We start from the raw sequence: 26,246 nt of genomic DNA, 5'->3' as shown, positions 1-26,246 counted from the left end.
TTCTCCCTCAGCTTCTCCCCACTTTTTTGCCTTGCCGCAACAAATCCTTTATGGATATCCTACCCAAACAATTCATTAATCGCCGCCGCACTTAAGTGCCCACTTGTTTCTGTAGCAATTGCGGGCAACAACCCGGTTCCAAATGTTGCTATGGTTTTTACACCAATCATCAAAACAGACATTCCATACTCTGTCAAATTTGGATACTCTGCTGCAAAAGCCAGATACTCTACCTTGGCTTTGTTATATACCACTGCAGCATTCCTAATCCCCCCTTCTGCAGCATCATCCACTATCTCTGCTATATCTGCTTTCATACCTGCCATATATAGCCTAAACGCACTCTTTTCAGCACCAGATATGTCATTACTACTATCTACTTGGTCATTCAGCGCATCTATCTCATCAGCTGCTTTTTTTGGTATAGCATGGGCTCCTCTTGCGTCTTCTTAAGCTCTTCATCATTTTCATTATCATTTTGTGAAGATTTTTTGCCTGCTGACCTTTGCTTCTTTTTTGCAGCAGCTTTTTCTTCCGGCTCCTCTTCTTCCTCCTGTTGCTCCTCTGACTGAGGTACTTGTGGTTCTTCAACAACTACGGAATCCTTTGGCCAGAGGAAGTCTGGGGTGATGGATTTGAACGCGTCCTTCACATCCCCAAGAGCATCCATCATGCCATCAACCGTATTACCAATAAAGTCCCCACTCTTTAGGTTCTATGCAGCTTTCTGCTTCGTCCCCTCATCAATCTGGCTGAATTTCGCCCTGATCTCCTTAATGTTGTACGCATAGTCAAAGCTGCCAGGCTTGCTGGCATCCAGATTAGACTTCGTCACTTCACATACCTTCCCATCTTCCGTACAATGAACATCATCTTTACCGATGGTGCTGAATGTATACCCACCGCCGCTTCTTCCTGCAAACACCGCCCTGTATTTGTTCATCCCCACGGCTTTGTCCCCTTTTGCGAAGTTAACACTCGCCCCTAAAGTCCACCCTTTGTCTGAGTCGTAGATGTGCTTCACGAACAACTCCCCAACCGTCAGCTTCACGTCTTTGAATTGTCCAATACTGAAAGTCCCAATAATCTAATCCTTTCTTTTTATTAATATGGCGAAACGTCTTTCCCAATGTTTATTCATTACATGCAGAGCTATAGTATATGGCTTTTTATGCTTGTCTTCACAATGCATCTTTTTCCTGGCTCTATCCCATATACCATTATCAGATTTTTTTGCCCCTTTTTCTACCAAGCTTTCCGTGGTTGGAATATATTCACAAGGTCTTTCTAAGATTGCGATTATTTTATCAAATATATCCTTGCGCTCTAAAACATAATCCTGTATTGCCAAAGTCAAACAATCATCAGCATGCCAATGATCGCAATATTCCTTGTCCTTAAGTGCTGGGCGCAAGAAAAAACAATCTTTAAGCGCCACCATATGGTTGACTGGGATTTTCCTCGGAGTGTCTGTAATATCAAGCCCCTTTCTATCCAATTCATCTTCTGGGATACAAGCCAATGTATTCCATTCTTTTTCACTGATGTGCATAATATCAACCATCTTATCTATCTTATGGCAACACTCCCTACCGGACAAGGTGGTGAGCTTTTTTATAGACAAATTGCCAGTATCGTTATAATAAATGATATTATGCCAGTAATTTAAGTGATTCAAACGATGCAAAAGGACTTTTTTTATGAGAAGTCAGGCCCTTTTCAACTTGGGCAATTAATTGAAGAAATCAATATAGATGCTGAAATTTTAGGAGATAGCAGCCTAATGGTAAGTGGTGTGTCAACTCTTATTGCTGCTAAAAAAAGCGAAGTCGCTTTCTTTTATAATGTGAAATATACAGAAGATTTAAGGTCCACAAAAGCCGGAGTATGTATCCTAAAAGAGGAACATAAAGAGTATGCTCCTAAAAATATTACTTTAGTAGTCATGCAAAACCCGCGGCTTTTATATGCGCTTTTGATAGAAAAATTTTATCCACAACGAAAAAGTGAAAGCTATATTTCTGAATTGGCAGTTGTTAAGCCATCTGCAAGAGTAGGAAGTAATTGCGTGATATTAGAAGGGGTGATTATTGGTAAAAATTCTATTATTGGCGATGGTGTTTTTATCGGCTGCAACACTGTTATAGGTGATGGTGTTAGGATTGGTGATAACACAAGGATAGACACAAATGTTACGGTTGTATACGCGATGATAGGCTCTGGATGCCATATATATAGCGGTGTTAGGATTGGACAAGATGGCTTTGGCTTTATTCCAGGTGGACCAAAGATAAGGCATGTTGGAATAGTTGAAATAGGAAATAACGTAGAAATTGGTGCTAACACTTGTATAGATAAGGGGACATTGGAAAATACAGTAATAAAGGATAATTGTAAAATAGACAACCTGGTGCAAATTGGACATAATGTTGAGATAGGCAGGGGCACTATTATAGCTGCCCAGACTGGGATTTCAGGCAGTACAAAAATTGGTGAAAATGTGATGCTTGGCGGGCAAACTGGGATTGCAGGACATTTAAAAGTTGGAGACAAAGCCATGGCTGCAGGGAAATCTGGGATAATTAATGATATAGAAGCGGGTGGTGTGGTTGCAGGATATCCCGCAATTAAGATTAACGATTGGCATAGGCAAAATATATTTTTAAAAAAACAAATTAAAAAATCGGAGGTTTAATGAAGAATGTGTTAGATATTTTGGATATAAAAAAAATTATCCCACACAGGTATCCTTTTTTGTTGTTGGATAAAATAACGGAATTGGAACCTGCTAAAAAAATAATTGCCTTAAAAAATGTAACCATTAATGAAAATTTTTTTAACGGTCATTTTCCAGAAAAACCAGTGATGCCTGGAGTTTTGATTATAGAAGCTATGGCTCAGGCCGCTGCTGTTTTTGCTGCTAAAAGTGTGGATGGTGATATTGGTGATAAAATTATATACTTTATGTCAATTGAAAACGCGCATTTCAGAAAGCCTGTTGTACCTGGTGATAGTTTGTATCTTCATGTGGAACAGGTGCAAGCCAGAAGAAATGTCTGGAAAATGAGTGGGGAAGCCAAAGTAGATGGTATAAGAGTGGCTGATGCACTGTTTTCTGCAATGCTAGCATAAAATTTAAGTGGAGATTTTTATTTATGACAATACATAAAACTGCCATTATAGAAGATGGAGCTGATATCAATGCCAATGTTGAGATTGGTCCATACTGTATAGTTGGTAAGAATGTTAAACTGGGGGAGGGTGTAAAGCTGCATCCCCATGTTGTTATCGACGGTATAACGCATATAGGACAAAATACAGAGATTTTCCCATTTGCATCGATTGGTAGTGCACCACAAGATTTGAAGTATAAAGGTGAGAAATCACGCGTTATTATTGGCAAAAACAATGTGATACGTGAGTATACCACTATAAATACTGGAACGCTGTTGGGTAATATGGAGACTGTTGTTGGTGATAATTGTCTGTTTATGATAGGGTCACATATTGCGCATGATTGTATAGTTGGCAATAACGTGATATTGGCAAATAATGCAACTCTTGGCGGACATGTTGTGTTAGGAGATAATGTTATTATAGGTGGTCTTGCTGCGGTTCATCAACATGTGAGGATTGGAAAATTTGCTATAATTGGCGGGGTAAGTGCAGTTGTGAATGATGTTGCACCGTTTGCAAGTGTTGCTGGCGATAGAGCTAGGATTATAGGCATTAATGTTGTGGGGATGAGGAGGAATAACTTTTCTAAAGAGTCTATTTCTGCAATCAGAGATGTCTTTAAGGAAATCTTTTATAATCAAGATAAAAGCTTTAATGAAAGAATAGAGTTTGCTAAAAACAGCTTTAAAGAAAAAGAATCACAAGATGTGATAATGTTTTTGGAATCCAACCAAAAGAGATCAGTTTGCATGCCGAATCATCAAAATGGTATTGATGAATAATGAAAAAAATCGATAGTATAGCAATAATAGCAGGGCAGGGCATACTGCCAAGAATAGTTTATGATGAGTGTGTTGCACAAAATATTAAATGCTGTGTGATTGGTTTGAAAGATGAAGTGAATGAAGATATTTTTACAGATGTTAAATGCCATCTGTTTCACCCCTATGCAATTAGCATGATTTTTGAATATCTTAAGGAAGAAGGTATTTATGACATAGTAATAGCAGGCAAAGTAAATAGAAGACATTTATCAAAATTGGTCTTTGATAAATTTGGGAGGGCAATTTTAAAACATATAGCAAGCCATGGTTTTAATGATAGTAGCATTTATTCAACCATTATCAAAACAATAGAAAACGAGGGGTTTAATTTGATCTCTCCAGAAATAATTGCCCAAAATCTGATATCAAAAAGCGGGTTGATCAATAATGTTGAAATTACAGAACAAGCCAGTATGGATATAAACAAAGGGGGGGAAATTCTAAGAGGGATAATGGGACATGATATAGGGCAGGCACTAATCATCAATAATGGTTTGGTGCTTGGGGTGGAAGCTGCTGAAGGTACTAATAATTTGATAAAAAGGTGCGCTGAACTAAGGGAAGAGCAAGAAGGTGGGGTTTTGATAAAGTTATGCAAACCTCATCAAGATAAAAGGTTGGATTTGCCTTGTATTGGGCCAGATACAATAAAAAACATTGCAAAATACGGCTATAAGGGTATAGTGGTCGAAGCTAAAAAGTCTATAATGCTCTCAAGTGCAAAGACCATAAAGCTTGCTGATGATAATAAAATTTTTATTTATGGAGTGTGAATTATGTTTAATTCAATAGAGGAAATAATAAAAGAAGCTCAATTAGGCAAGCCTTTTATTCTTATAGATGATGAAGATAGAGAAAATGAAGGGGATATAATTATCCCTGCAGAGTACGTAAGCGTTGAAGTAATAAAATTAATGATAATGTTTGCCAGGGGTTTGATATGTGTTGCGATTGATCAAAAAACCGCGGATAAGTTTGATCTGAAGCTTCATCCAAGAAGAAATGTGGATGAACTTGAAACCGCATTTACTTATTCAATTGACGCCAAAAAAGGTGGGTCAACTGGTATGTCAGCGGCAGACAAAGTCAATACAATCTTGAAATTGGTTGAACAAAATTCCACGGTTGATGACTTTAAAGTGCCAGGACATGTTTATCCTGTGGTTGCAAAACCAAAAGGGGTTCTGGAAAGGAGAGGGCACACTGAAGCTGCTGTAGACATAGCTAACCTTGCCAAGCTTAAACCTGTAATGGTCATCTGTGAAATCATCAACGACGATGGAACAATGGCGAGAAGGGATGACCTTTTTAAGTTTGCCAAGACCCATAATATAAAAATCTCCAGTGTGGAAAAACTGGTTCAATACATAAAAGCTCAGCCATCGCAATGAACAATTTTCCTAAGACTGTAATTATTGCGTTTGATGGTACAGCTGCTTCAGGGAAAGGAACCATTGCAAAGTTAATTGCAAAGGAGTTGGGGTATGATTATTTAGATACAGGGTTAATGTTCAGAAAAGTGGCATATTATTGCCTAAAACATAACATCTCTTTTGACGATGAACAAAAAATATGCATGTTAATTGATACAATTGATTTTAACAAAAATGTTGGAGAACAAGAACTGTATGCAAATGAAATAAGCGATGCTGCTTCTAAAATAGCTGTACAAAAACAGGTTAGGGAGCATCTACTAATGGTACAAAGAAATTTTGCAAATGGCAAAAAAGGGGTGGTTGTTGATGGGCGCGACATTGGCACAGTGGTGTTCCCAAAAGCAGATTTTAAGTTTTTTTTCGACGCTTCACTTGAACAAAGAACGAATAGAAGATATAATCAGTTGCAAAAGAAGGAGAAAGACGCTATATTCTCCCAAGTGCTTGAGCAATTAAAAACAAGAGATCAACGAGATAAGGAGCGTTGTATTGCTCCTTTAAAGAAGGCGCATGACTCTTTTGAAATAGATACCACAGACCTAAGTGTGCAAGAAGTTTTTGATATCGTGCTCAAAAAAGTAAAACAAACAAATTAATAGAACTTATAAAACAGATATGAACATAGAAAGTATAACAAATTTCTCAAAAGAAAGCTTCGCTCAATTGTTGGAAGAAAAGTTACAATATCAACCAAAAGAGTCTTCAATTGTAAGAGGCAAGGTTGTTATGATCTTAGGAGATGTAGTTTTTGTGGATGTTGGCTTAAAAAGTGAAGGAAGAATTTCTATTAATGAGTTTGCTGGTCAGGGTGTGAAGGTTGGTGATGAGGTTGATGTTTATATAGAAAGAGTAGAAGGCAGAAATGGTTGTACACAACTTAGTAAGGAAAAAGTAGAGAGAGAAAGAGTTTGGAATAAGCTAGAAGAGATTTATGCCAAAGGCGACAATGTAAATGGAAAAATCATCGGCAAGGTAAGTAAAGGTGGTTTTGCGGTGGAAATAGAAGGGATACTGGCTTTTTTACCAGGTAGTCAGCTTGATATAAGATCAGTCAAAGACATTTCTGTTTTGATAGACATCGAACAACCTTTTAAAGTTCTAAAGATAGATAGAGAGCAAGGGAATGTTGTTGTGTCTAGGCGTGCTATCCTAGAGGAGTCAAGAAAAGAAGCTAAAGATGAAATTTTAGCAGGGATTAAGGAAGGTATGATTTTTGATGGTACCGTTAAAAATATAACCGCTTATGGAGCTTTTGTTGATTTGGGTGATATTGATGGATTGTTGCACATTACTGATATATCGTGGAACAAAATTACACATCCTTCTGAAAAAATAACTTTGGGGCAAGAGATCAAAGTTATTGTTACAAAATATAATGCAGAGACAAAAAGAGTGTCTTTAGGGTTAAAACAATTATCTGACAATCCTTGGAAAGGTCTGGAGCAAAAATATGCTGTTGGAACAAAACACAAAGGTAAGGTTTCCAGCGTTCTGGACTATGGTGTGTTCATCGAATTACAAAAGGATGTGGAAGGGCTGGTTTATTTGAACGAGATAGATTGGAATACCAAAAATACGCATCCGACAAAGCTTCTTCAGGTGAATGATGAAGTTGAAACAGTTGTTTTGGATATAGACATAGAAAAACACAGGATTAGTTTGAGCATAAAACAATGTACGGACAACCCTTGGAAGCAGTTTGCCACTCAGTATCCAATTGGAACTGTAGTAGAGGCTAAGGTTAAAAAAATTGCAGATTTTGGCTTATTTGTTCATGTGATCGACGGAGATAAGGAAAGTGAGCTGGACATTCTTGTGCCTGCAGTTGAAATAAGCTTTGATGATAACCCAAGAAATGCGTTAAAGGATTACAAAATTGGTGATACAATCAAGGGTGTTATTCTCAGTTCTGACCTGGAGCGTGAGCGTATTACTGTGAGTATAAAGCAGTTGCAAGAAGGTGATCATCAAAAAGTTGTTGACCAATTGGTCAAATCGAAAATCATAACATGTAAAGTGCTTGAAGTTACGAAAGATGGTTTGGTGGTTGAAGCTGAGGGAGTTAAGGGTTTTGTTAAAAGATTTGATCTCTCTAGACATAAAGATCAACAAAAACCTGAAAGGTTTACAGTTGACGATAGGATTGATGCTAAGGTTGTTTCTTATGACAAGAGCAAAAAAATGCTCAATCTTTCAGTTAAAGCGTTGGAAATAGATGAAGAGAAAAAAGCTATTGCTGAATACGGTTCTGTGGACAGCGGAGCTAGCCTAGGTGATATATTAGGAGCAGCTTTAGAGCAACAAAATAAAGGGAAATAGAAGGAAGGAAACATTTTAAAAGTGAGCGGGAAGAGTATTTCGTATGCTGCATGTGCTCCGTTAAGTTAAAAAATTAGTGTAGTCATTTTGCATAACTTCTGAGTACTCTTGTGTGCTCATTGCTCATATTTATGACTCTTTTGAAGGTACTCTCGTCAAAATTAGTAAAATACAGGCAATAGGGTAATTAAGAAGAGAAAGAAATCGGTAAGAAAATAGTAATCTTAGTGGAAAACCTTATGGATTTGATGGTAAATGCCAGCAAAGAACCTTCAAAACTTTAACCACTTATATCAATTAAATTTTACTAACTTGCGTGTGGTTAGCAAAACATCTCACCCCCATGTCCTTACCTATCAAATATACGAATATTATCATCATTAACTTGAATTTTTATATTGGCTACAATATATTGAATCTGAACATATAATTTTTAGTTAGAGGTATTGTTATGTCTTTTTTAATTGGCAAAAAAGCTCCAGATTTCACAGCAGTTACAGTAATGGGCGATAATTCAATAAACGATACTTTCACGTTAAGCAAATATTTAGCTGGTAAAAAAGGTATTTTGTTTTTTTATCCTTTAGATTTCACCTTTGTGTGCCCGTCGGAGATAATAGCGTTTGATAAAAAAATAGATGAATTCAAAAGCAGGAATACGGAAGTAATAGGAATAAGCGTGGACTCACATTTCTCACACCTGGCATATAAAAATACAAGTTTGGAAAATGGTGGAATTGGCCATATAAAATACCCATTGGTTTCTGATATAACGAAAGAAATCGCACGAAGTTACGATGTTTTAATCAACCAATCTATAGCTCTTAGGGGCACATTTTTAATTGATGAGAATTTTGTAATCAGACACCAGCTTGTAAACGATCTGCCACTTGGAAGAAACGTTGAAGAAGCAATTCGAATGGTTGATGCTTTGGCATTTCATCAAAAGCATGGCGAAGTATGTCCTGCCAATTGGAAACCTGGGAAAACGGCAATAAAGGCCAGCACTTCTGGAATCAAAGAATATCTGAGCAAAAGCTCTAGCGAAATTTAAAACAAAGATGCAAAAAGAAATCAGAACAAAAGTTTTAATTATGGGGTCAGGGCCCGCAGGTTATAGTGCTGCTATATATGCAGCAAGAGCTTCTCTTGAACCAGTCCTAGTTTCAGGATATCAAGTGGGCGGGCAGCTCACCATCACCACAGATGTTGAAAATTATCCTGGTTTCGCCAAAACAATTCAGGGGCCATGGCTTATGGAGGAAATGAGGCAACAGGCTGAAAATTTTGGCACTAAAATCTTCAATGATACGATAGTTGATATAAATAATCTTACAACGCCATTTGTTGCTACTGGAGAAAATGGAGTTAAGTATATCGCAAACACAATAATTATTTCAACCGGCGCGCAAGCTAAATGGCTTGGTATCGACTCAGAAAAAAAGTTTATGGGTTTTGGTGTTTCGGGATGTGCAACATGTGATGGCTTTTTCTATAGAAACAAAGAAGTCCTAGTGGTAGGTGGTGGTAACACAGCTGTAGAAGAGGCTTTGTATCTTACCAATCATGCATCAAAAGTTACTTTAATTCATCGTAGAGACAAATTGAAGGCAGAAAAAATACTACAAGAAAGGTTATTTGGAAATCCAAAAATTAGCATAATGTGGGATAGCGTATTGGAAGAAGTTATAGGTTCGGATAACCCATTATCTGTTGAGGGAGCAAGGATTAAAAATATCCAAACCGGAAAAATCAGTGAGGTCAGGGTGCACGGGATTTTTATCGCAATTGGACATGCGCCAAATACCGATTTATTCCGTGATAAAATTAAAATGGATGCAGAAGGTTATATAATTACTGCGCCAGATAGTACAGCCACTAGTATTCCGGGCATCTATGCTGCGGGTGATGTGCAGGATAAAATTTACAGACAGGCAGTAACTGCTGCTGGGACTGGATGCATGGCAGCTCTTGAGGCCACAAAATTTTTAGAATCTTAATAAAATGGAAACCTTAGAAAACCAAAAGCAACTCGCAATCGCGTGGTTTGCAAACCTAAGAAATTCAATACGCCAAGAGTTTGAAAAAATAGAAGAGCTTTATGGCACATCGTCAAAATTTAAACAAATAGATTGGAAAAAAGAAGATGGCGGCGGCGGTGGAGAAATGTCTATTATGCATGGAGAGGTTTTCGAGAAAGTGGGGGTTAATATTTCAACCGTATATGGGGAGTTTTCTGAAAACTTTGCAAAGGAAATTCCAGGATGCGAAAATGGGGATAGACAATTTTGGGCAAGTGGTATTTCTTTGGTTGCACATATGAGGTCGCCACATGTTCCGGCCGCACATTTTAACACCAGAATGATTGTTACCACTAAGCAGTGGTTTGGCGGCGGTGGAGATTTAACGCCAGTTTTTCCAGATGATGAAGACACCAGAATATTTCATTCACGTTTTAAAGCTGCTTGTGACAAGTTTGACCCAGATTATTACCCTAAATTTAAAAAAAATTGTGATGAATATTTTTATTTACCACATAGAAATGAGCCCAGGGGTGTGGGAGGAATTTTTTACGACTATCTTAATACAAATGACTGGCAAAAAGATTTTGAATTTACTATGCAAGTTGGTGTAGAGTTTAAGAATGGCTTCTTGGAAATTATTAAGCGAAATGTTATGAAAAAATGGAACGAGGAAGAAAGAGTCAAGCAATTACAGAAAAGAGGGCGTTATGTGGAATTCAACTTGCTTTACGATAGAGGAACTAAGTTTGGGTTGATGACAAATGGCAACACTGAGGCAATACTGATGTCAATGCCACCACACGCCGCCTGGTAACCTATAGATAGAGAGATATGGAAAATAAATTTAATTCATTAGAAGGAAAAATACTGGTTGCCTCTCCTAAATTAGAGGATCGATTTTTTGAAAAATCATTGATATACATATTCATGCATGATCAAAGCGGTGCTTTAGGTGTGATACTCAATCACACAATTGGCTCAGTTTCCAACCATGAATTGCTAAAATTACTCGACAAAGATACGGACAAGGTAAGAACCAAGAAGTTGCCAATAGTGTTTGGCGGGCCAGTTAATACAGAAAGGATGCTAGCTCTTAGCATCAACAAAGAACAAGAGAAAAATTTTGCTGATATGCAATCTGTAACGCTGCATACGGATATTCAAAATTTTGTTAAAGACCACGTGCTGAAAAACAGTCAATCCAAATTTCTGCTTATAAGGGGTATAAGTGCGTGGGATTCCACTCAATTGCAGGAAGAAATTGCTGAGAATAATTGGTTTATAATTCAACCAAAAGTAGACTTGATTTTTTCACAAAAGACCAAGGATAAATGGTCTCCTATAGTAAAAAAATTGGGGGTCAATGATTCTGTTTATATCGTCCCTTATACAGGACATGCGTAAAACTCATAACAACACAACCATAGACAAGGAAGAGGTTGCAAAATTTTCAGCATTAGCAAAAGAGTGGTGGGATGAAAGTGGTAAATTCAAGCCATTACATGACATTAATCCTGTAAGGATTGGATATATTAAAGAAAAAATAATAAATCATTTCGGCGTAAAAAATAACACACATCCCTTTACGAATCTAAAAATATTAGATATAGGGTGTGGAGGCGGAATATTATCTGTGCCAATGAGAAGATTAGGGGCATCTGTAACTGGTATAGACCCATCAGAACAAAACATTAAAATAGCAAAAAAGCATGTTGAAGACCTCAACTTAGAAATTGACTTTCAATGCACAGACACAACAAGTATGGGAAAAAATTATCAAAGGTGGTTTGATGTGGTTCTAAATATGGAGGTGGTGGAGCACGTAGCTGATGTTGAACAATTTTTAACGGAAAGCTCTAAATTGGTTAAACATGGTGGGCTAATGATTATTTCTACTATAAATAAGACTTTGAAATCCGCGATTTTTGCCAAGATCGCAGCCGAATATATTCTAGGATGGATTCCAGTTGGTACTCACCAATGGGATAAATTTTTAAAACCAGGGCAAATTATGAAGATACTTGATGATAACAAGATGGAGCTGCTAGACATAGTTGGAATGAGCTATAACTTATTGCAAAAGGAATGGTATATTTCAGAGAAGTTGGATGTCAATTACATATGTTGCTTTAAAATGGATTATTCAGCTACTTAGTCAAGGAGATTAAAATTTATAGAGTGTTCCCGACAGGATTCGAACCTGTGACCTTTGGATTAGGAATCCAACGCTCTATCCTGCTGAGCTACGGGAACGCATAAAAGGCTAATCCACAAAAAACACTCTATTGGAATTTAATTAAACATCTTAACAACAGAATGCAAGTGACTAAGCTAGTTAGAAGATATTCCATGCCATAATTTTATCTTCAACCACATGTGTTAATTATGGTAGAAGCACATTATGCGATGATAACTATTTTTTCACAAAAAACAATTAATAACTCCGCCGTTAGCTCAAAATTTGCGTCGTCATATTACGAATTTTACATTTCGTTATGTACTTTTATATGCTTCCAAGCCTATCTCCCATATATTAGCTTAACCTATTGGGAGTATACTTTTTATGTTGTTAATGTTTTCACTAAAGATATGATGTTTTTCCTTACCTCTGCGTTAGAAACACATTTAAAAGCTTGGACCAACGACTCTATTTCTCTATTTTTGACTGTAGCGCCAAAATCATTGGCCACTTTGTCAGAAGCGTATAACTGTTCTTGATTATGTATTTTATAATCATCAAGGCCTTGAAAAAAATATGACACATCTATGTCCAAGAATTTAGCGAAATCATAGAGTTTGCTAGAACTTATTCTATTAATTCCTTTTTCATATTTTTGGACTTGCTGAAAAGTAAGATTTACAGAGCCTGCAAGGTCATCTTGGGTTATACCTCTTTCCAACCTTTTTTCCTTCAGCTTTCTACCAACATGTATGTCTACATAGTGTATATTATTACTATTAGCTGTATTATCGTTCATTATTTATAAACCTCCCAATTATTTTACCTCCTGTGTATAAAAACCTAACCCATACACAGCGCTGCGCTTTTATGTCAACTACTCAATTGACATAAGTACGTAAAAATGCAATTCAATATTAAAAAACATTGAATTAAAACACTTTCTATTGATTTTATACATTAAATAATTAATTGTATCAAGGTGTAGCTTTAAATAAAAAAATTTAGTAATAAAGAATAGAATGACGTTGAAACAAACTAAGGGACAAGAAAATGATTAAGAGATTTCCCATATCGCAGCAAGGTTTGGACAAGCTTGAACTTGAGTTGAAAAACCTCAGAAATGTTGAAAGGATAGAGATTATTAAGGCAATTGCGGAAGCAAGAGCGCATGGAGACTTATCTGAAAACGCAGAGTACCATGCTGCAAGAGAGAAGCAAAGTTTCATAGAAGCTAAAATATCAGAGCTTGAGGATAAAATTGGACGCGCTGAGGTTATAGATGTGTCTAAAATTCAGGGTAATGAGATAAAATACGGCGCCACAGTTAAGTTACTTGATGAGGAAACGGAAGACGAGGTTAAATACACCATAGTAAGTGAATATGAAGCGGATGTTTCTGCTGGGCTTATATCGATATCATCTCCTTTGGCAAAGGCTTTATTAGGCAAAGTGATGGGGGAGTCTTTAGAGTTTCGCACGCCTAAAGGGACTAAATATTACGAAGTATTGTCGGTATCTTACGTTTAATTAATGATTAGCATTTGTAGCTCAGCTGGATAGAGCAATATCTTCCGAAGGTAAAGGTCGGGGGTTCGAATCCCTCCAAATGCACCAAATTAAGACTTAAATTGGCTCTGTCGCATCTGTAATATGATGCAAAAACTTTCAAATTATTTGTATATTTTTCCATTAAGCAGTTAGTGAAAGAAATTTATCAAAGTCAGAATTATAATTGTCATTGTCAGCAAGTTGTCCTTTTTTAATCATGTGCAAGAGCTCTATTCCTGCAATAGTCCTGGCGGCACTTCTAAAGGATTTGAAACCAAGCATCGGTCTAGTTCGTTTCTTTACAAATCTGTGATCGCCTTCTATCCTATTGTTTAGATATTTGTTATGCCTAATTTCTATTTGGTCTTCTTTAGATAATGGCTTATTGATCGAATTCAAAGCAGAAGTATTAGAGCCACTTTTATCTATATTAACCTTTATAGGCTGGCCACTAGATTTAATTGCTTTCCTGAAAAACGCTTTAGCTGCCCTTTTATCTCTTTTTGCTCTTAGCATAAAATCTATGGTATCCCCGTATTTATCAACTGCTCTATACAAATAGACCCATTTACCTTTAACCTTGATATATGTCTCGTCCATTCTCCAGCTGCCGTTGACTGGCTTTTTTCTTTTTCTGAATCTTCCTTCAAGTATTGGCATAAACTTTACTACCCATCTTTGTAGAGTGGCGTGATCTATGTTGAGTCCTCTCAACCCGCCTATCTCTTCTATCTCTCTGTAACTTAAAGAATATCTTCCTTTCATATACAGCGATACCATAATGATTTCTGCGCCATATTCATGGTTCTTAAAATACTTCATTAATTTTGGGTCTACTTTAAACATTATTACCAGCAACTATTTCTTTCAGAATATCAAAAATTCTTATGTGTTTCAACAGATGCGACAGAACCAAAGGCGGCAATCAAGATATGAGTCGTACAAAAGGGGGCTCAATACAAAGATTCACCTTGCCGTGGATTCACATGGTATGCCACTCAAAGTTATTATCACAAAAGGCTCAGAAGCTGATTGCAAGCAGGCTGTTAATCTTATTGAAGAGATGAAAGCTGAGTACTTACTAGCCGACAGAGGGTACGATGCTAATTACATAATTGACCATGCCCAAGAATTGGGCATGAGCGTTGTTATTCCTCCTAAAAAGAACAGAATCACCCAGAGAAAATACGATAAAGATTTATACAAAATAAGGCATATTGTAGAAAACACCTTTCTTCATCTTAAAAGATGGAGGGGAATTGCAACCAGATATGCTAAAAATTCAGCTTCTTTCCTTGCCGCAATTCAGATTAGATGCTTATCTCTTTGGCTTAAAATCTCATGACGACATTATCTAGTTCACGCAAAGCTATACAATTTTAACTAGAATAATGCAAACTAATGGAGAGGCGGAATGTTCAATAGATGCAGGTCTAATGAAAATGGGGAAGTATATGAAAAGACTAAAAGACGGGAGAAACTCAAACGATTTAAACTAAGCTATACTCATAATAATGTACATATATCTCCCATTGCTTTTGCATTGAATAAGGATAGAACGGATTTGCTTAAAGCAAGCTTAGAATCCAACGATGCATGGATAGTGTCAAGAGAAAAAAGTATGGAGGAATATACAGATTGGGAAAATTTTAAAAACACCATACGTACGATGTTTGGTTGGGAAAAAAAAGATACCGCGTTATTGACTCAATATATAAAAACGTTGAAAAAAGCCCTTTGCAATATTGCATAGATTCAATGGAGGTAGTGGAGTTAGCAATTGAGCTTGGTGTGGAGTTTAATTTAGAAACCATGCAAAATGATTATCGTTCTTGTACATTAAACACAGATATCAGATATTCAAAGCACCAAAAATTAAGCGTTACAATCTCCAATCGCCAAGGTGTTTCACTATAAAATGCAGAATTTATGCGCTTCAAGCTATAAATTAGAAATATATTGTAATTAAGGGATTTATTCATATGATGATAGCTATGAAATAAAACATAGAAAGCGTTACAAAAAGCACATGGCAATAAAAATTCTGATGCCTGCTTTGTCCCCCACGATGAAAGAAGGGAATTTGGCAAAGTGGCTTAAAAAAGAAGGAGATAAAGTGGCGGCAGGGGAGGTTATTGCCGAAATTGAAACCGATAAAGCTATCATGGAAGTTGACGCGGTGGACGAGGGTACCCTCGCAAAGATCATGATCACCGCAGGTGCGAAAAATGTGAAGGTGGGTGATGTGATTGCAATTTTAGCAGAAGAGGGTGAGGACATCGAAACTGCCATAAAAGAAGGGCAAGAAATAATTGTTAAAAGTCATGTTAAAGAAATTGTAGTTGAGGATATAAAAACGGAAAAATATTCTGGGCCTGATCAAAAAGAAAGTGTTGCTGAAAGAATTTTTGCAACTCCTTTGGCAAGAAGAATTGCTTCTCAAGAAAATATCAACTTACACAATATAACCGGTTCTGGACCAAATGGAAGAATTGTAAAGTCAGACGTTGAAGGTTGTATAGGGCAACCACTGCTCAACGAAAATGGTGGTGTAACAACAATCCCAATCACTGGGATCAGGCAAGTGATTGCGGACAGACTTGTTGAGTCTAAGCAACAAGTTCCTCATTTTTATCTGGAGATTGAGTGCGTTGTTGACAAGCTTTTGGAATTTAGAACAGAAATTAATGCTGGTGCTAAGTTAGGTGAAGATTCAAAGCCCGAATATAAAATCTCTATTAACGATTTTTTGGTCAAAGCTGCGGCGTTGTCACTTGCTAGACACCCAAAAGTTAATTCTTCATGGCAGAAGGATGTCATTATACAATACAATGACGTTGATATCTGTGTTGCGGTTGCAATTGATGATGGTTTGATGACCCCAATTGTAAAAAATGCCAATCGCAAAAACATCTTGCAAATATCGGCAGAGGTAAAGGAACTAGCAAAAAAGGCTAAATCACAAAGACTTAAACCAGAGGAATATCAAGGAGGTGGTTTCACCATATCAAATCTTGGTATGTATTCAATCAAGTCGTTTTACGCAATCATCAATCCACCCCAATCTTGCATTATGGCAGTAGGTGCAACAAGAAAAGTCGCTATGTATAATAAAAATGATCAATTGGAGATGAGGCATGTTATGAATATATCTCTATCATGCGATCATAGGGTTGTGGATGGTGCAACAGCTGCGATGTTTTTAAACACACTGAAGGAATTAATAGAAACTCCTTCGTTAATGATTTGTTATTAGTGAATGGTTGGTTATGCAAAAATTTGATTACGATGTTGTGATACTAGGCTCAGGGCCAGGTGGCTATGTTTCAGCAATAAAAGCTTCTCAACTGGGGTTGAAGGTGGCTGTTGTTGAAAAAGCTCATTTAGGTGGGATATGTCTGAATTGGGGGTGTATACCAACAAAGGCACTGCTTCGTACCGCTGAAATTGTTGAGTATATCAAAAATGCGTCAGAATTTGGCATTGTTTGCAAAGAATATAAAGTGGATTTTGAGAAAGTGATCGCTAGGTCAAGAGAAGTAGCAAGCAAATTATCTTCAGGGATCAACCACCTATTAAAAAAGCATAACATAGAGGTGATTAATGGCCATGGAAAGTTTCTTAATAAAAGTTGCTTAACAGTAACGCAGCAAGATGGCAAGGCCTTAAATGTTACAGCAAAAAACGTGGTTATAGCAACTGGTGCAAGGCCTAAGTTTATTAAAGGCCTGTCTCCAGAAGATAGTGATATGATAATGGGGTATAAGCAGGCCTTGCTACCTAAAAAAATGCCAAAAAAGTTATTGGTCATTGGTAGTGGTGCAATAGGCGTGGAATTTGCAAGCTTTTACAATGCTCTTGGATCGGATGTGACCATCCTTGAAGTTGCTGATAGAATTATGATGCACGAAGACTTAGAGGTCTCCCAATTTGTTCAAAAAGCTTTTGAGAAACATGGAATTAAGGTTCTGACATCTTCGGAGATCAAGATGTTTTCTATTCGCAAAAATGATATTGAATTTGAGATTAAAAAGGGAGATAAACTCATAAAAGAATCGTTCGATTCAGTTATCTCAGCTGTTGGAGTTTGCGCCAATATTGAAGATATTGGTCTTGAAAATGTCGGCGTTAAAATTTCTGAGCAAAAATACATACTGACTAACGAATTTTTAGAAACCAACCAAAAGGGGATATATGCTATAGGAGATGTTACTTCTCCCCCATGGCTTGCTCATAAGGCAAGTATGGAAGGGGTTATATGTGCTAAAACGATTGTCGGGGAAAAACCAAAAGCAATCAATCCACTCAACATCCCAAGCTGCACTTACTGCCATCCACAAGTTGCAAGTGTTGGGTTGACACAAGAAAAAGCTGAGCTTAAATATGGCAAAGATGCGGTCAAAGTTGGAAACTTCCCATTGTTTGCAAACGGCAAAGCGTTGGCGCTTGGGGATAGTGGTGGATTTATAAAAACAATATTTTATAAAAAAACAGGAGAACTGTTAGGAGCGCATATGGTTGGGCCTGAGGTTACAGAAATGATATTCGGTCTCGTGCTTGCAAAACATCTTGAGTGCACTGAATTGGATCTAATGACTGCAATCTTCCCACATCCAACTATCTCTGAAGGGATACATGAGTCTGCTTTAAATGCTTTTGGTAAAAGTATACATATTTAGAGTATTTAGTTTTCCGTAGATTTTAAGATGTGATGATATTTTCTTTGATAATTAACACAAGACGTTTATAATGCTTTTTTACTAAAATTTTACGGTAATTGAGCCGGTTTTTTTAGAGTAATACAGCATAAAATTTTAATTGTTGGAGGATATTAAAAAATTGAAAAAGAACTTCCTGATTTTAGAACTAAAGAACGTATGTAAAAAGTTCCAAGGAGAGGATATAATATCCGATATAACTTTCTCTATCAATAACGGAGAATTTATATCTATACTTGGACCTTCTGGATGTGGTAAAACAACACTTTTAAGACTAATCGGTGGGTTTGAAACTCCAGATTTGGGGGATATTTATATAAAAAAAACAAGAGTAAATGATGTTACGCCTTCTAACAGGAAAGTAAATACGGTGTTTCAAAATTACGCATTGTTTCCACATATGAACGTATATGAAAATATAGCGTTTGGTCTACGGGTTGAAGGTGAAGATGATGCATACATCGACAAAGAGGTAAAGAAAATAGCTGAAAAGGTAGGCTTAGATAAGCTTTTACTTAGAATGCCAAACCAGCTTTCAGGCGGACAAAAGCAAAGAGTTGCGATTGCTAGGGCTGTTATCAAAAAACCTCATATACTACTGCTTGATGAACCACTTAGTGCACTGGATAAAAAGCTTCGTCAAAAAATGCAAATAGAATTGAAGCAGCTACAAAAAAGTTTGGGTATAACTTTTATTTTGGTAACGCATGATCAAGAAGAGGCCCTTTCAGTCGCTGATAAAGTTATAGTAATGGGCGATGGTCAGATTGAACAAATTGGCACGCCAAGAGATGTGTATGAATCCCCCACCAATTTATTTGTAGCGCAATTTGTTGGGGAAATAAATGTATTTGACGCCGAAGTGCTCGCTGTGAAAAAGGATCAAGCAGAGCTATTAATAGAAGATGAAATTGTCTATATAATTAAAAACAAGAAGGGGTATAAAGCAAAAGAAAAATTGAAAGTTTTGTTTAGACCAGAAGACTTAAGGACAGAAACAATAAAAGATTCAAAAACCTTAAATAACGTGTTGATCGGCAAAGTTGAAGACACAACATATAAGGGCGCAACACTTGACTCCACAGTTATTTTAAAAAATGGTAAGGTCATAAAAGTAAGTGAATTTTTTGATGAAGATGATGCATATTTTGACTATAAGATTGGTGAAAATGTAACAATAAGTTGGATAGAGGGCTGGGAGGTGATTTTAAAGGATGAAAAGTAATTTTATATTCAGAAAAATCATCGTTTTTAATACCCTTTTTTTTCTGTGCATCACAACTATACTGCCAAATTTGCTTATAGTATTAATAAGTTTTACACAAAGAGACCCAGAGCACCTACTTAATTTTAATTTCACTTTGGCAAATTTCGCTCAGGCTTTTTCTCCAATATTTCTGAGAGTATACATCAATTCCATGGCAATAGGTGTTGTTACAGTTCTTTTTTGTCTTCTTTTTGGTTATCCATTTGCGTATTTCATATACATGGAGAAAAGCAACGCAATAAAATCAATACTACTGATTGCAATAATAATCCCATTCTGGACAAGTTCCTTAATCAGGACATATTCCATAATATTTATATTGAAGCTACATGGGCTTTTGAATAATATCCTATTGTATATAGGTATAATAGATACGCCTTTAAATATGTTATATGATTGGGGTGCTGTTATATTTGGCTTTGTTTATACATTGATTCCATTTATGATAATCCCAATTTATCTATCACTGCGAAAAATTGATCCGGCATTAATTGAAGCTGCGAAAGACTTGGGTGCTTCTAAGCTTAGGATATTTTCAAAAATTCTTTTGCCATTAAGTTATACAGGTGTTGTTTCCGGATGTTCAATGGTGTTGTTGTCATCATTAGGAATGTTTTATTTATCGGATTTACTTGGTGGTTCCAAAACTGTGCTTATAGGGAATATAATTAAAAACCAGTTCTTGTTACTTGATAATTGGAATTTGGGCGGTGCCATAAGTGTGCTGCTTTATTTTATTGTGATTTTTTGGATTATGTTACAAAAAGAAAATTATAAACTTAGTTCTTACGCTGGGAATCGATGAACAGAACGCTAAAACTAACATATATTACAATTTTTCTTTTGGTTTTGTATTTTCCAATTGCAATGCTTGTCGCCAATTCCTTCAACTTGTCTGTTTACAGTGTTAAGTGGGAGGGGTTTACTTTGATGTGGTATCAAAGGGCACTAGAGAATTTTGCCTTGATGAGTGCTTTAAAAAACTCTTTAATTTTGGCATTTTCGTCTGCCTTTTGTGTTACAGTTATTGCTACGATATCTGCTTTCAGTTTTTACAGATATCAGTATCCAGGGCGGAGGATTGTTTATTTTTTTGTGCAAACAATGGTGATGTTTCCCGACATCATTTTGGGTATTAGCCTGCTACTTTTATTTATTATTTTCCACATAAAACTTGGTTATGTTACTTTATTAATTGCGCATATATCTTTAGCCTTACCATTTGCCATCATAACTATATTCATAGGCTTTCAAGGGCTTGATAGAAATATAATTGAAGCAGGAAAAGATTTAGGGGCAAGCGATTACGAAGTGTTCTCAAAAATTATTCTCCCAATTATATTCCCTAATCTAGTATCTGCATATTTAATTGCCTTTACTTTATCTTTGGATGATGTTGTTGTTAGTTATTTTGTAAGCGCTCCAGATTACGAAATTTTGCCGCTTATCATTTATTCATTGGCAAAATTGGGCATAAAGCCAGAAGTAAACGCAGTTTGTGCATCGATGCTTGTATTGTCAGTGATCTTCATAATAATATCACAAACTTTGATCAGGAAAAAACTATGATACGGATGTTGTTTTTGATAATAGTACTGAGCTTTACTTCTGTAAAAGCATATTCTTCATCTTCTAACCATTTATATATCTACACTTGGTCAAATATTATTCCTGACGAAGTAGTCCAGAAATTCACAAAAGAAACTGGTATAAAAGTTCTAATGTCGTTTTATGAAAATAACGAGACTATGTACGCAAAAATCAAGTTATTAGGCAATCAATCAAGTTACGACATTGTTTTTCCGTCCTCATATTTTATACAAAAAATGGCAAAATACAGACTGCTTGAGGAATTGGACAAATCCAAAATCCCAAATTTTCAATTCATTAACAAAGATGTTTTGAATTTGAGTTTTGATCCTGCCAATAAATTTAGCATACCTTACTCTATGTCTTTGACGGGGATTTTGTATAATAAAAAATACATTCAGGAAAAGATTGATAGTTGGCATAATTTATTTGAGCCACAATATAAACGTAAGATATTGCTTATAGATGATATTAGAGAAGTTTTTCACATAGGATTAAATTTGCTGGGATACAATGTTAATTCTATAAACGAAACCGAAATTAAGGCTGCATACCAGAAATTGCGCACATTGCTTCCAAATGTTAAACTTTTTTTATCTGATTCAATGAAATCAAGTTTTCTGAGTGAGGAGGTGATAATAGGTATGAGTTGGAACATCGATGCATATCAATCCATAATAGAAGATAATAATCTTCAATTTATTTATCCGAAGGAAGGAGCGATTTTTTCTATGGATACGATGGTTATACTTAAAAATGCCAAAAATAAAGAGAACGCATATAAATTTATTAATTTTGTGCAAAGGCCTGATGTTGCCAAAGAAATCATAGAAAATTTAGGGCTTAGTATGCCTAATAGCGCGGCAAAAAAACTGGTTAATCCAATGCTTCAAAACAATGAGGTGATGTTTCCAAATGAAAAGACAATAAGGAATAGCATTATTCATGATGACCTTGAGGAGAACATCGCGATATATAATAAATATTGGGAGATGTTAAAAGTTGAGAATTAAAAAATATCAGCTATACTCCTTTTGTAAATCAAATTAACGAAAAAGAAAACAATGGCTAAGAAAAATACTATTCTAGTTAAACTTGTAAGTAGCGCAGATACAGGGTATTTTCTTGTAAAGAAAAGGAATCCTAAAAAATTAAAGGAAAAATTGGCTTTTACGAAGTATGATCCAGTCGTACGTAAACACGTTGAATTCCACGAAAAGAAGTTGAGCAGTTAGTTCATAGTGGTTGTGTAGTGAGCTTTATATCCTTAAAAAATATAAGTAAGCACTATTGTTTTGATAAAACAAAACAACAGATACTAAGTGATATTAATTTGGAAGTCGCAAAAGGGGAGGGTATTGCAATTGTTGGGCCTTCTGGCTCTGGCAAAAGTACGTTACTAAAGATTATAGGGTTGCTTGATAATCCAAGCAGTGGGTCAATAGTTATTGATGGTACCGAATGTGGTTTAATATCCGAGAGTAAACAAACTGCGCTTAGAAGGGAGTTGTTAGGTTTTGTGTTTCAGTCATACAATTTGTTACCAGATTTTACAGCGCTTGAAAATGTTTTGTTTGCCCAGGAGATACTGGGAATAAAAAAGAAAGAGGCGATGGAAAAGGCTCAACTTTTATTCACTAAGCTTAACATAAGCCATAGATATAATAATTATCCATCACAATTATCTGGTGGTGAACAACAAAGGGTTGCGATAGCAAGAAGCCTTATTAATAATCCAAAATTAATTTTAGCCGACGAACCAACTGGTAATCTTGATACTGAAAACACCGTTAATGTTGCAAAAATATTGGAAAGCATCTCAAAAGAGCATAACATAACAACAATTACTGTCACACACGATGTAAATGTTGCGAAAAAGGCGGATAAGATTTATGTTTTGAACGAAGGTAAGTTGGAACGTCAGAGCTAAATATATGCAAATCCCCGGTAATGATATTATCAGAAAGAATTTCATCAAAGATGATGGAAACGAGACTCACATCCGCCCAAGCCAATTGGGTGAGTTTATTGGGCAGAAAAAAATCGTTGAAAATCTGACAGTTTTTATAGGCGCGGCAAAATACAGAGAAGAAACGCTCGATCATGTGCTTTTTCATGGGCCGCCAGGACTTGGTAAAACAACGCTTGCGCAAATTATTGCAAAAGAAGTGAATGCGAACATCAAAATCACCTCTGGTCCGATGTTGAGCAAGACGAGAGAGTTGGCAGCGGTACTTACCAACCTTGAAGAAAATGATGTGTTATTTATTGACGAAATCCATAGAATGGCTTCCTCAGTGGAAGAGGTGTTATATCCAGCCATGGAAGACTTTTATATTGATTTGATAATCGGCGACGGACCTGCGGCGCGCACTGTAAAAATTAACCTTCCGAAATTCACGCTAATTGGGGCAACCACAAGACTTGGTCTTCTCACAAACCCTCTTCGTGACAGATTTGGCATTACATTCCAACTTGATTTTTATAGTCAAAATGAACTGGAATATGTAATCAAAAGGGCAGCTAAAATTTTTGACATTAACATCTCCGAAGAAGCTGCTAAAGAGATTGCTAAATGCTCGAGAGGTACACCAAGAATTGCGGTAAAATTGCTGCGCAGAATAAGAGATTATGCAAATTTTGCCAATAAAGATTGTATTAACATAGATCTGGTAAAATCTTCATTGCGTAATCTACACATTGATTCGATCGGACTGGACACTTTGGACTATAAATATATCAACTTTATATCCAACAGTTACAATGGCGGCCCTGTTGGGATAGACACACTGGCTGCTGCACTTTCTGAGGAGAAAGATACAATTGAAGACACAGTTGAACCATATCTGTTGCAAATTGGGTTTATCAACAGAACCCCAAGAGGAAGAATTCTTACAAATTTATGTTTAAAGCACATGGGGCTATCCATTGCCGATAAAGAGTTAGAACTGGGGCTTGAATGATTATTTGTGAGGGCAAGTTAGAATCTTTTGACATACCAAAAAATTTGGTTTTGGCTATTGGTAATTTTGATGGGATACATATTGGTCATCGGGATGTAATTAATAGCTGCATTGAGATTGCCAAACGTAATGGCTGGTTGGCTGCGGTTTTGACATTTTCTCCGCATCCAAGCAATATAATTGACCCAAAAAATGCTAAACAGCCTATATACCCCGCACAACAAAAAATAGACTTATTGAAAAAGTTACCGTTATCACATCTTTTTATTTTGGATTTTGATCTGGATTTGATGAGGTTGAATCATGATGAATTTATCAAAAAAATCCTTATCGAAAAGTTTCAGATAAAAGGCGTGGTGACTGGCTATAATTTTTCCTTTGGTAATAAAAAGCTAGGCGATGTCAACACACTTATGGACGCTTCTAAAAAATACGGGTTTTTATATCATATAGTAGAGAAATTCTTATATATGGGTATTGAAGTGTCTTCATCCAAAATCAGGGAACTTCTTGCGATGGGTTTGGTTGAAACAGCAAATCAACTGTTAGGTGAGAACTACGCAATTTGCGGAGAAGTAATTCGTGGAAAAAAAATGGCAACAACTTTGGGTTTTAAAACTGCCAATATCCCACTTAAAGAGAATTATGCATACCCATTAAGAGGTGTGTACTTAGTGCGAGTTATAATAAATGAAATACATTTTTATGGTGTGGCGAACATTGGTGTAAAGCCAACGGTAAGTGACGAAAATAAGATATTATTAGAGGTTCACATATTCAACTTTGCAAAAGATATATATGGCCAAATTCTAAAAGTTGAATTCCTACATTTTATCAGGCCTGAGAGAAAGCTAAAAAATATTGAAAGTTTACAAAAACAGGTGCAGAATGACATGAGGGAGGCTCAGTACGCATTGAGAAATATCGTATCGTGAAGCGTCTTTGTAATTGAAAATCATTACTCTACACATAATATGTTATGCCAGAACTTCCAGAGGTTGAAACAATCGTCAGAGGATTGAAAAATACCATTATCCCATGCAAGATCAAAGATATAATCAAAAGCGATTATACTTTACGGATAAATTACCCATCGGACTTTGTGAAGAGTTTGTTAGGGGTTGAGATAACAGGGGTAAATAGAATATCAAAATATATCGTTTTTGCCACAAATACGCATAACAACATTGTAATCCATTTGGGTATGTCTGGCAGATTATTGTTGACAGATTCTTCCCCAACTATGCAACAAAACAAGCATGATCATGTTGTTTTTATTTTATCCAACGGTAAAAGCTTAACCTATAACGATCCACGTAGGTTTGGATTAATCACATTGATACAATCAGATAAGATTAATATGCACCCACTGTTTAAAGATTTAGGTGTCGATCCATTCTCCAAAGAGTTTACTCCGAAGTACCTCAAGTCAAAAGCTGAGAATAAAAACACAGCGGCAAAAAGCTTTTTAATGAACGCAAAAATTATAACTGGTGTTGGGAATATTTATGCTAACGAGACGCTACATTCAGCAAAAATATCGCCTTTTAAAAAGGTTAGGGATTTAGATGATTTAGAGATAAAAAACATCATATTAAGTATTCAAAAAGTTCTAGAAAAAGCCATAGAAATGGGAGGTTCAAGCTTAAGAGATTATGTTGCGCCCAATGGTATATTTGGCAACTTTCAAAATAATTTTCAGGTTTATAATAGGGCAAACAAACCATGTTTTTCTTGTGGCGGCCACATTGTGCGCAAGTTATTTCAACAACGGGCGACATTTTATTGCTCTAAATGTCAGTCAGATACTTAGTTTTTAACCTATATACCTCTAGTAAATCAAGGGTTGGCAAATTTATAGACGACATAGAACTTGGAAAAGAGCTAGGAATACAAGCGATGAGCATGAGGCGCGTACATATGTACCTAAACGTTATGCGAAGTCCGAAGTATGACGACGCCAATTTTTCAAGTTATCGGAGTATACAGGCATACATTTAAAAATATTTTAAATATATGGGACAGATTATTGAAAGTTGCTTGATAAGATAAAAATAATCTGTTAATAGTCTAAGTGGATGGATGACCGAGCGGTTTAAGGTACCGGTCTTGAAAACCGGCGTGCGTTAACGCGTACCGTGGGTTCGAATCCCACTCCATCCGCCATATTCAGTTATAATGGCTTTACCCACGGCCGT

At 36.3% G+C, this 26,246-nt stretch carries 32 protein-coding genes, 3 tRNA genes and 1 pseudogene; 29 read left to right on the top strand and 7 right to left on the bottom strand.

Annotated features, from left to right (window positions below; all coding sequences use genetic code 11):
* Positions 1-59: 59 nt before the first annotated feature.
* The 4 genes from Bandiella_RS02460 to Bandiella_RS02445 form a co-directional block, all read right to left on the bottom strand.
* On the bottom strand, positions 60-317 hold the full coding sequence (locus Bandiella_RS02460) for a hypothetical protein (protein ID WP_323733241.1): 258 nt from the start codon (positions 315-317) through the stop codon (positions 60-62).
* Positions 318-397: 80 nt separating this feature from the next.
* Positions 398-670: a hypothetical protein gene (locus Bandiella_RS02455; RefSeq protein WP_323733240.1), complete on the bottom strand. Its 273-nt coding sequence runs from the start codon at positions 668-670 to the stop codon at positions 398-400.
* 45 nt (positions 671-715) lie between these two features.
* Positions 716-1,051: a hypothetical protein gene (locus Bandiella_RS02450; RefSeq protein ID WP_323733239.1), complete on the bottom strand. Its 336-nt coding sequence runs from the start codon at positions 1,049-1,051 to the stop codon at positions 716-718.
* A 36-nt stretch (positions 1,052-1,087) separates the two neighbouring features.
* Positions 1,088-1,564 carry a hypothetical protein gene (locus Bandiella_RS02445; RefSeq protein ID WP_323733238.1) on the bottom strand — a complete coding sequence of 159 codons (477 nt, stop codon included), beginning with the start codon at positions 1,562-1,564 and terminating at the stop codon, positions 1,088-1,090.
* Positions 1,565-1,681: 117 nt separating this feature from the next.
* On the opposite strand from Bandiella_RS02445, the gene lpxD reads away from it, so the two are divergent.
* From lpxD to ubiG, 12 genes are all read left to right on the top strand, one after another.
* Entirely contained in the window at positions 1,682-2,695 is a 1,014-nt protein-coding gene (gene lpxD / locus Bandiella_RS02440) for a UDP-3-O-(3-hydroxymyristoyl)glucosamine N-acyltransferase (RefSeq protein ID WP_323733237.1), read from the top strand.
* Positions 2,695-3,132, top strand: a complete 438-nt coding sequence (gene fabZ / locus Bandiella_RS02435; RefSeq protein ID WP_323733236.1) for a 3-hydroxyacyl-ACP dehydratase FabZ — start codon at positions 2,695-2,697, stop codon at positions 3,130-3,132. The genes lpxD and fabZ overlap by 1 nt, the downstream gene beginning before the upstream one ends.
* A 23-nt stretch (positions 3,133-3,155) precedes the next feature.
* Positions 3,156-3,959: an acyl-ACP--UDP-N-acetylglucosamine O-acyltransferase gene (gene lpxA, locus Bandiella_RS02430; RefSeq protein ID WP_323733235.1), complete on the top strand. Its 804-nt coding sequence runs from the start codon at positions 3,156-3,158 to the stop codon at positions 3,957-3,959.
* Positions 3,959-4,774 carry an LpxI family protein gene (locus Bandiella_RS02425; RefSeq protein WP_323733234.1) on the top strand — a complete coding sequence of 272 codons (816 nt, stop codon included), beginning with the start codon at positions 3,959-3,961 and terminating at the stop codon, positions 4,772-4,774. The genes lpxA and Bandiella_RS02425 overlap by 1 nt, the downstream gene beginning before the upstream one ends.
* Before the next feature lie 3 nt (positions 4,775-4,777).
* Positions 4,778-5,392, top strand: a complete 615-nt coding sequence (ribB, locus tag Bandiella_RS02420; protein WP_323733233.1) for a 3,4-dihydroxy-2-butanone-4-phosphate synthase — start codon at positions 4,778-4,780, stop codon at positions 5,390-5,392.
* A complete protein-coding gene (cmk, locus tag Bandiella_RS02415; protein WP_323733232.1) occupies positions 5,389-6,033 on the top strand; it encodes a (d)CMP kinase in 645 nt (214 codons plus the stop codon). The genes ribB and cmk overlap by 4 nt, the downstream gene beginning before the upstream one ends.
* 19 nt (positions 6,034-6,052) lie before the next feature.
* A complete protein-coding gene (locus Bandiella_RS02410; RefSeq protein ID WP_323733231.1) occupies positions 6,053-7,756 on the top strand; it encodes a 30S ribosomal protein S1 in 1,704 nt (567 codons plus the stop codon).
* Positions 7,757-8,207: 451 nt separating this feature from the next.
* A complete protein-coding gene (locus Bandiella_RS02405) occupies positions 8,208-8,810 on the top strand; it encodes a peroxiredoxin (RefSeq protein ID WP_323733230.1) in 603 nt (200 codons plus the stop codon).
* A gap of 7 nt (positions 8,811-8,817) precedes the next feature.
* Complete coding sequence (trxB, locus tag Bandiella_RS02400) at positions 8,818-9,756, top strand: thioredoxin-disulfide reductase (RefSeq protein WP_323733229.1); 939 nt, start codon at positions 8,818-8,820, stop codon at positions 9,754-9,756.
* Positions 9,757-9,760: 4 nt separating this feature from the next.
* Complete coding sequence (hemF, locus tag Bandiella_RS02395) at positions 9,761-10,594, top strand: oxygen-dependent coproporphyrinogen oxidase (protein ID WP_323733228.1); 834 nt, start codon at positions 9,761-9,763, stop codon at positions 10,592-10,594.
* Between the two features lie 17 nt (positions 10,595-10,611).
* Complete coding sequence (locus tag Bandiella_RS02390) at positions 10,612-11,184, top strand: YqgE/AlgH family protein (protein WP_323733227.1); 573 nt, start codon at positions 10,612-10,614, stop codon at positions 11,182-11,184.
* A complete protein-coding gene (ubiG, locus tag Bandiella_RS02385; RefSeq protein WP_323733226.1) occupies positions 11,177-11,935 on the top strand; it encodes a bifunctional 2-polyprenyl-6-hydroxyphenol methylase/3-demethylubiquinol 3-O-methyltransferase UbiG in 759 nt (252 codons plus the stop codon). The genes Bandiella_RS02390 and ubiG overlap by 8 nt, the downstream gene beginning before the upstream one ends.
* A 24-nt stretch (positions 11,936-11,959) precedes the next feature.
* Here the strand turns inward: ubiG and Bandiella_RS02380 are convergent.
* Together Bandiella_RS02380 and Bandiella_RS02375 are read right to left on the bottom strand one after the other, a co-directional pair.
* Positions 11,960-12,033: transfer RNA gene (locus Bandiella_RS02380), tRNA-Arg, on the bottom strand.
* Between the two features lie 308 nt (positions 12,034-12,341).
* On the bottom strand, positions 12,342-12,758 hold the full coding sequence (locus Bandiella_RS02375) for a helix-turn-helix domain-containing protein (protein WP_323733225.1): 417 nt from the start codon (positions 12,756-12,758) through the stop codon (positions 12,342-12,344).
* 254 nt (positions 12,759-13,012) lie between these two features.
* On the opposite strand from Bandiella_RS02375, the gene greA reads away from it, so the two are divergent.
* Positions 13,013-13,489 carry a transcription elongation factor GreA gene (greA, locus tag Bandiella_RS02370; protein WP_323733224.1) on the top strand — a complete coding sequence of 159 codons (477 nt, stop codon included), beginning with the start codon at positions 13,013-13,015 and terminating at the stop codon, positions 13,487-13,489.
* Positions 13,490-13,499: 10 nt separating this feature from the next.
* Positions 13,500-13,576 (top strand) — tRNA-Arg (locus Bandiella_RS02365).
* Positions 13,577-13,651: 75 nt separating this feature from the next.
* Here the strand turns inward: Bandiella_RS02365 and Bandiella_RS02360 are convergent.
* Positions 13,652-14,356 carry an IS6 family transposase gene (locus Bandiella_RS02360; RefSeq protein ID WP_323732571.1) on the bottom strand — a complete coding sequence of 235 codons (705 nt, stop codon included), beginning with the start codon at positions 14,354-14,356 and terminating at the stop codon, positions 13,652-13,654.
* A gap of 68 nt (positions 14,357-14,424) precedes the next feature.
* On the opposite strand from Bandiella_RS02360, the pseudogene Bandiella_RS02355 reads away from it, so the two are divergent.
* From Bandiella_RS02355 to Bandiella_RS02285, 15 genes and pseudogenes are all read left to right on the top strand, one after another.
* Positions 14,425-14,855, top strand: a pseudogene (locus tag Bandiella_RS02355) (IS5 family transposase); the annotation flags it as partial.
* Positions 14,856-15,053: 198 nt separating this feature from the next.
* Complete coding sequence (locus Bandiella_RS02350; RefSeq protein ID WP_323733223.1) at positions 15,054-15,263, top strand: hypothetical protein; 210 nt, start codon at positions 15,054-15,056, stop codon at positions 15,261-15,263.
* A gap of 14 nt (positions 15,264-15,277) precedes the next feature.
* Entirely contained in the window at positions 15,278-15,427 is a 150-nt protein-coding gene (locus Bandiella_RS02345; RefSeq protein ID WP_323733222.1) for a hypothetical protein, read from the top strand.
* Positions 15,428-15,539: 112 nt separating this feature from the next.
* Positions 15,540-16,766, top strand: coding sequence for a pyruvate dehydrogenase complex dihydrolipoamide acetyltransferase (locus tag Bandiella_RS02340; RefSeq protein ID WP_323733221.1), 1,227 nt, complete (start codon positions 15,540-15,542; stop codon positions 16,764-16,766).
* Between the two features lie 13 nt (positions 16,767-16,779).
* Positions 16,780-18,189, top strand: a complete 1,410-nt coding sequence (gene lpdA / locus Bandiella_RS02335) for a dihydrolipoyl dehydrogenase (protein ID WP_323733220.1) — start codon at positions 16,780-16,782, stop codon at positions 18,187-18,189.
* Positions 18,190-18,331: 142 nt separating this feature from the next.
* Positions 18,332-19,453, top strand: coding sequence for a spermidine/putrescine ABC transporter ATP-binding protein PotA (potA, locus tag Bandiella_RS02330; RefSeq protein WP_323733219.1), 1,122 nt, complete (start codon positions 18,332-18,334; stop codon positions 19,451-19,453).
* A complete protein-coding gene (locus tag Bandiella_RS02325; RefSeq protein ID WP_323733218.1) occupies positions 19,443-20,300 on the top strand; it encodes an ABC transporter permease in 858 nt (285 codons plus the stop codon). Before potA ends, Bandiella_RS02325 begins: the two co-directional genes overlap by 11 nt.
* Positions 20,297-21,064: an ABC transporter permease subunit gene (locus Bandiella_RS02320; RefSeq protein ID WP_323733217.1), complete on the top strand. Its 768-nt coding sequence runs from the start codon at positions 20,297-20,299 to the stop codon at positions 21,062-21,064. The genes Bandiella_RS02325 and Bandiella_RS02320 overlap by 4 nt, the downstream gene beginning before the upstream one ends.
* Positions 21,061-22,098: an ABC transporter substrate-binding protein gene (locus Bandiella_RS02315; RefSeq protein WP_323733216.1), complete on the top strand. Its 1,038-nt coding sequence runs from the start codon at positions 21,061-21,063 to the stop codon at positions 22,096-22,098. Before Bandiella_RS02320 ends, Bandiella_RS02315 begins: the two co-directional genes overlap by 4 nt.
* 51 nt (positions 22,099-22,149) lie before the next feature.
* Positions 22,150-22,320, top strand: coding sequence for a 50S ribosomal protein L33 (rpmG, locus tag Bandiella_RS02310; protein WP_323733215.1), 171 nt, complete (start codon positions 22,150-22,152; stop codon positions 22,318-22,320).
* 17 nt (positions 22,321-22,337) lie between these two features.
* On the top strand, positions 22,338-23,015 hold the full coding sequence (locus tag Bandiella_RS02305) for an ABC transporter ATP-binding protein (protein ID WP_323733214.1): 678 nt from the start codon (positions 22,338-22,340) through the stop codon (positions 23,013-23,015).
* Positions 23,016-23,019: 4 nt separating this feature from the next.
* Positions 23,020-24,048 (top strand): Holliday junction branch migration DNA helicase RuvB, encoded by a 1,029-nt coding sequence (gene ruvB, locus Bandiella_RS02300; RefSeq protein WP_323733213.1) that lies wholly within the window; start codon positions 23,020-23,022, stop codon positions 24,046-24,048.
* Positions 24,045-24,983, top strand: coding sequence for a bifunctional riboflavin kinase/FAD synthetase (locus Bandiella_RS02295; RefSeq protein WP_323733212.1), 939 nt, complete (start codon positions 24,045-24,047; stop codon positions 24,981-24,983). Before ruvB ends, Bandiella_RS02295 begins: the two co-directional genes overlap by 4 nt.
* A 44-nt stretch (positions 24,984-25,027) precedes the next feature.
* Entirely contained in the window at positions 25,028-25,861 is an 834-nt protein-coding gene (gene mutM, locus Bandiella_RS02290; RefSeq protein WP_323733211.1) for a bifunctional DNA-formamidopyrimidine glycosylase/DNA-(apurinic or apyrimidinic site) lyase, read from the top strand.
* A 263-nt stretch (positions 25,862-26,124) separates the two neighbouring features.
* Positions 26,125-26,214, top strand: a tRNA-Ser gene (locus tag Bandiella_RS02285).
* Positions 26,215-26,246: the final 32 nt, after the last annotated feature.

It is taken from the genome of Candidatus Bandiella woodruffii (assembly GCF_034359465.1).
Lineage (GTDB): Bacteria > Pseudomonadota > Alphaproteobacteria > Rickettsiales > Midichloriaceae > NDG2.
Note: the sequence above shows the minus strand (reverse complement) of the source record. Positions and strands in the feature narration are given on the sequence as shown.

What these genes read in the sequence shown, in the direction of transcription:
- Bandiella_RS02460 (WP_323733241.1), bottom strand. Translation starts at nt 317, where the DNA reads ATGAAAGCAGATATAGCAGAGATAGTGGATGATGCTGCAGAAGGGGGG.
- Bandiella_RS02455 (WP_323733240.1), bottom strand. Translation starts at nt 670, where the DNA reads ATGGATGCTCTTGGGGATGTGAAGGACGCGTTCAAATCCATCACCCCA.
- Bandiella_RS02445 (WP_323733238.1), bottom strand. Translation starts at nt 1,564, where the DNA reads ATGGTTGATATTATGCACATCAGTGAAAAAGAATGGAATACATTGGCT.
- lpxD (WP_323733237.1), top strand. Translation starts at nt 1,682, where the DNA reads ATGCAAAAGGACTTTTTTTATGAGAAGTCAGGCCCTTTTCAACTTGGG.
- fabZ (WP_323733236.1), top strand. Translation starts at nt 2,695, where the DNA reads ATGAAGAATGTGTTAGATATTTTGGATATAAAAAAAATTATCCCACAC.
- lpxA (WP_323733235.1), top strand. Translation starts at nt 3,156, where the DNA reads ATGACAATACATAAAACTGCCATTATAGAAGATGGAGCTGATATCAAT.
- Bandiella_RS02425 (WP_323733234.1), top strand. Translation starts at nt 3,959, where the DNA reads ATGAAAAAAATCGATAGTATAGCAATAATAGCAGGGCAGGGCATACTG.
- ribB (WP_323733233.1), top strand. Translation starts at nt 4,778, where the DNA reads ATGTTTAATTCAATAGAGGAAATAATAAAAGAAGCTCAATTAGGCAAG.
- cmk (WP_323733232.1), top strand. Translation starts at nt 5,389, where the DNA reads ATGAACAATTTTCCTAAGACTGTAATTATTGCGTTTGATGGTACAGCT.
- Bandiella_RS02410 (WP_323733231.1), top strand. Translation starts at nt 6,053, where the DNA reads ATGAACATAGAAAGTATAACAAATTTCTCAAAAGAAAGCTTCGCTCAA.
- Bandiella_RS02405 (WP_323733230.1), top strand. Translation starts at nt 8,208, where the DNA reads ATGTCTTTTTTAATTGGCAAAAAAGCTCCAGATTTCACAGCAGTTACA.
- trxB (WP_323733229.1), top strand. Translation starts at nt 8,818, where the DNA reads ATGCAAAAAGAAATCAGAACAAAAGTTTTAATTATGGGGTCAGGGCCC.
- hemF (WP_323733228.1), top strand. Translation starts at nt 9,761, where the DNA reads ATGGAAACCTTAGAAAACCAAAAGCAACTCGCAATCGCGTGGTTTGCA.
- Bandiella_RS02390 (WP_323733227.1), top strand. Translation starts at nt 10,612, where the DNA reads ATGGAAAATAAATTTAATTCATTAGAAGGAAAAATACTGGTTGCCTCT.
- ubiG (WP_323733226.1), top strand. Translation starts at nt 11,177, where the DNA reads ATGCGTAAAACTCATAACAACACAACCATAGACAAGGAAGAGGTTGCA.
- Bandiella_RS02375 (WP_323733225.1), bottom strand. Translation starts at nt 12,758, where the DNA reads ATGAACGATAATACAGCTAATAGTAATAATATACACTATGTAGACATA.
- greA (WP_323733224.1), top strand. Translation starts at nt 13,013, where the DNA reads ATGATTAAGAGATTTCCCATATCGCAGCAAGGTTTGGACAAGCTTGAA.
- Bandiella_RS02360 (WP_323732571.1), bottom strand. Translation starts at nt 14,356, where the DNA reads ATGTTTAAAGTAGACCCAAAATTAATGAAGTATTTTAAGAACCATGAA.
- Bandiella_RS02340 (WP_323733221.1), top strand. Translation starts at nt 15,540, where the DNA reads ATGGCAATAAAAATTCTGATGCCTGCTTTGTCCCCCACGATGAAAGAA.
- lpdA (WP_323733220.1), top strand. Translation starts at nt 16,780, where the DNA reads ATGCAAAAATTTGATTACGATGTTGTGATACTAGGCTCAGGGCCAGGT.
- Bandiella_RS02325 (WP_323733218.1), top strand. Translation starts at nt 19,443, where the DNA reads ATGAAAAGTAATTTTATATTCAGAAAAATCATCGTTTTTAATACCCTT.
- Bandiella_RS02320 (WP_323733217.1), top strand. Translation starts at nt 20,297, where the DNA reads ATGAACAGAACGCTAAAACTAACATATATTACAATTTTTCTTTTGGTT.
- Bandiella_RS02315 (WP_323733216.1), top strand. Translation starts at nt 21,061, where the DNA reads ATGATACGGATGTTGTTTTTGATAATAGTACTGAGCTTTACTTCTGTA.
- rpmG (WP_323733215.1), top strand. Translation starts at nt 22,150, where the DNA reads ATGGCTAAGAAAAATACTATTCTAGTTAAACTTGTAAGTAGCGCAGAT.
- ruvB (WP_323733213.1), top strand. Translation starts at nt 23,020, where the DNA reads ATGCAAATCCCCGGTAATGATATTATCAGAAAGAATTTCATCAAAGAT.
- Bandiella_RS02295 (WP_323733212.1), top strand. Translation starts at nt 24,045, where the DNA reads ATGATTATTTGTGAGGGCAAGTTAGAATCTTTTGACATACCAAAAAAT.
- mutM (WP_323733211.1), top strand. Translation starts at nt 25,028, where the DNA reads ATGCCAGAACTTCCAGAGGTTGAAACAATCGTCAGAGGATTGAAAAAT.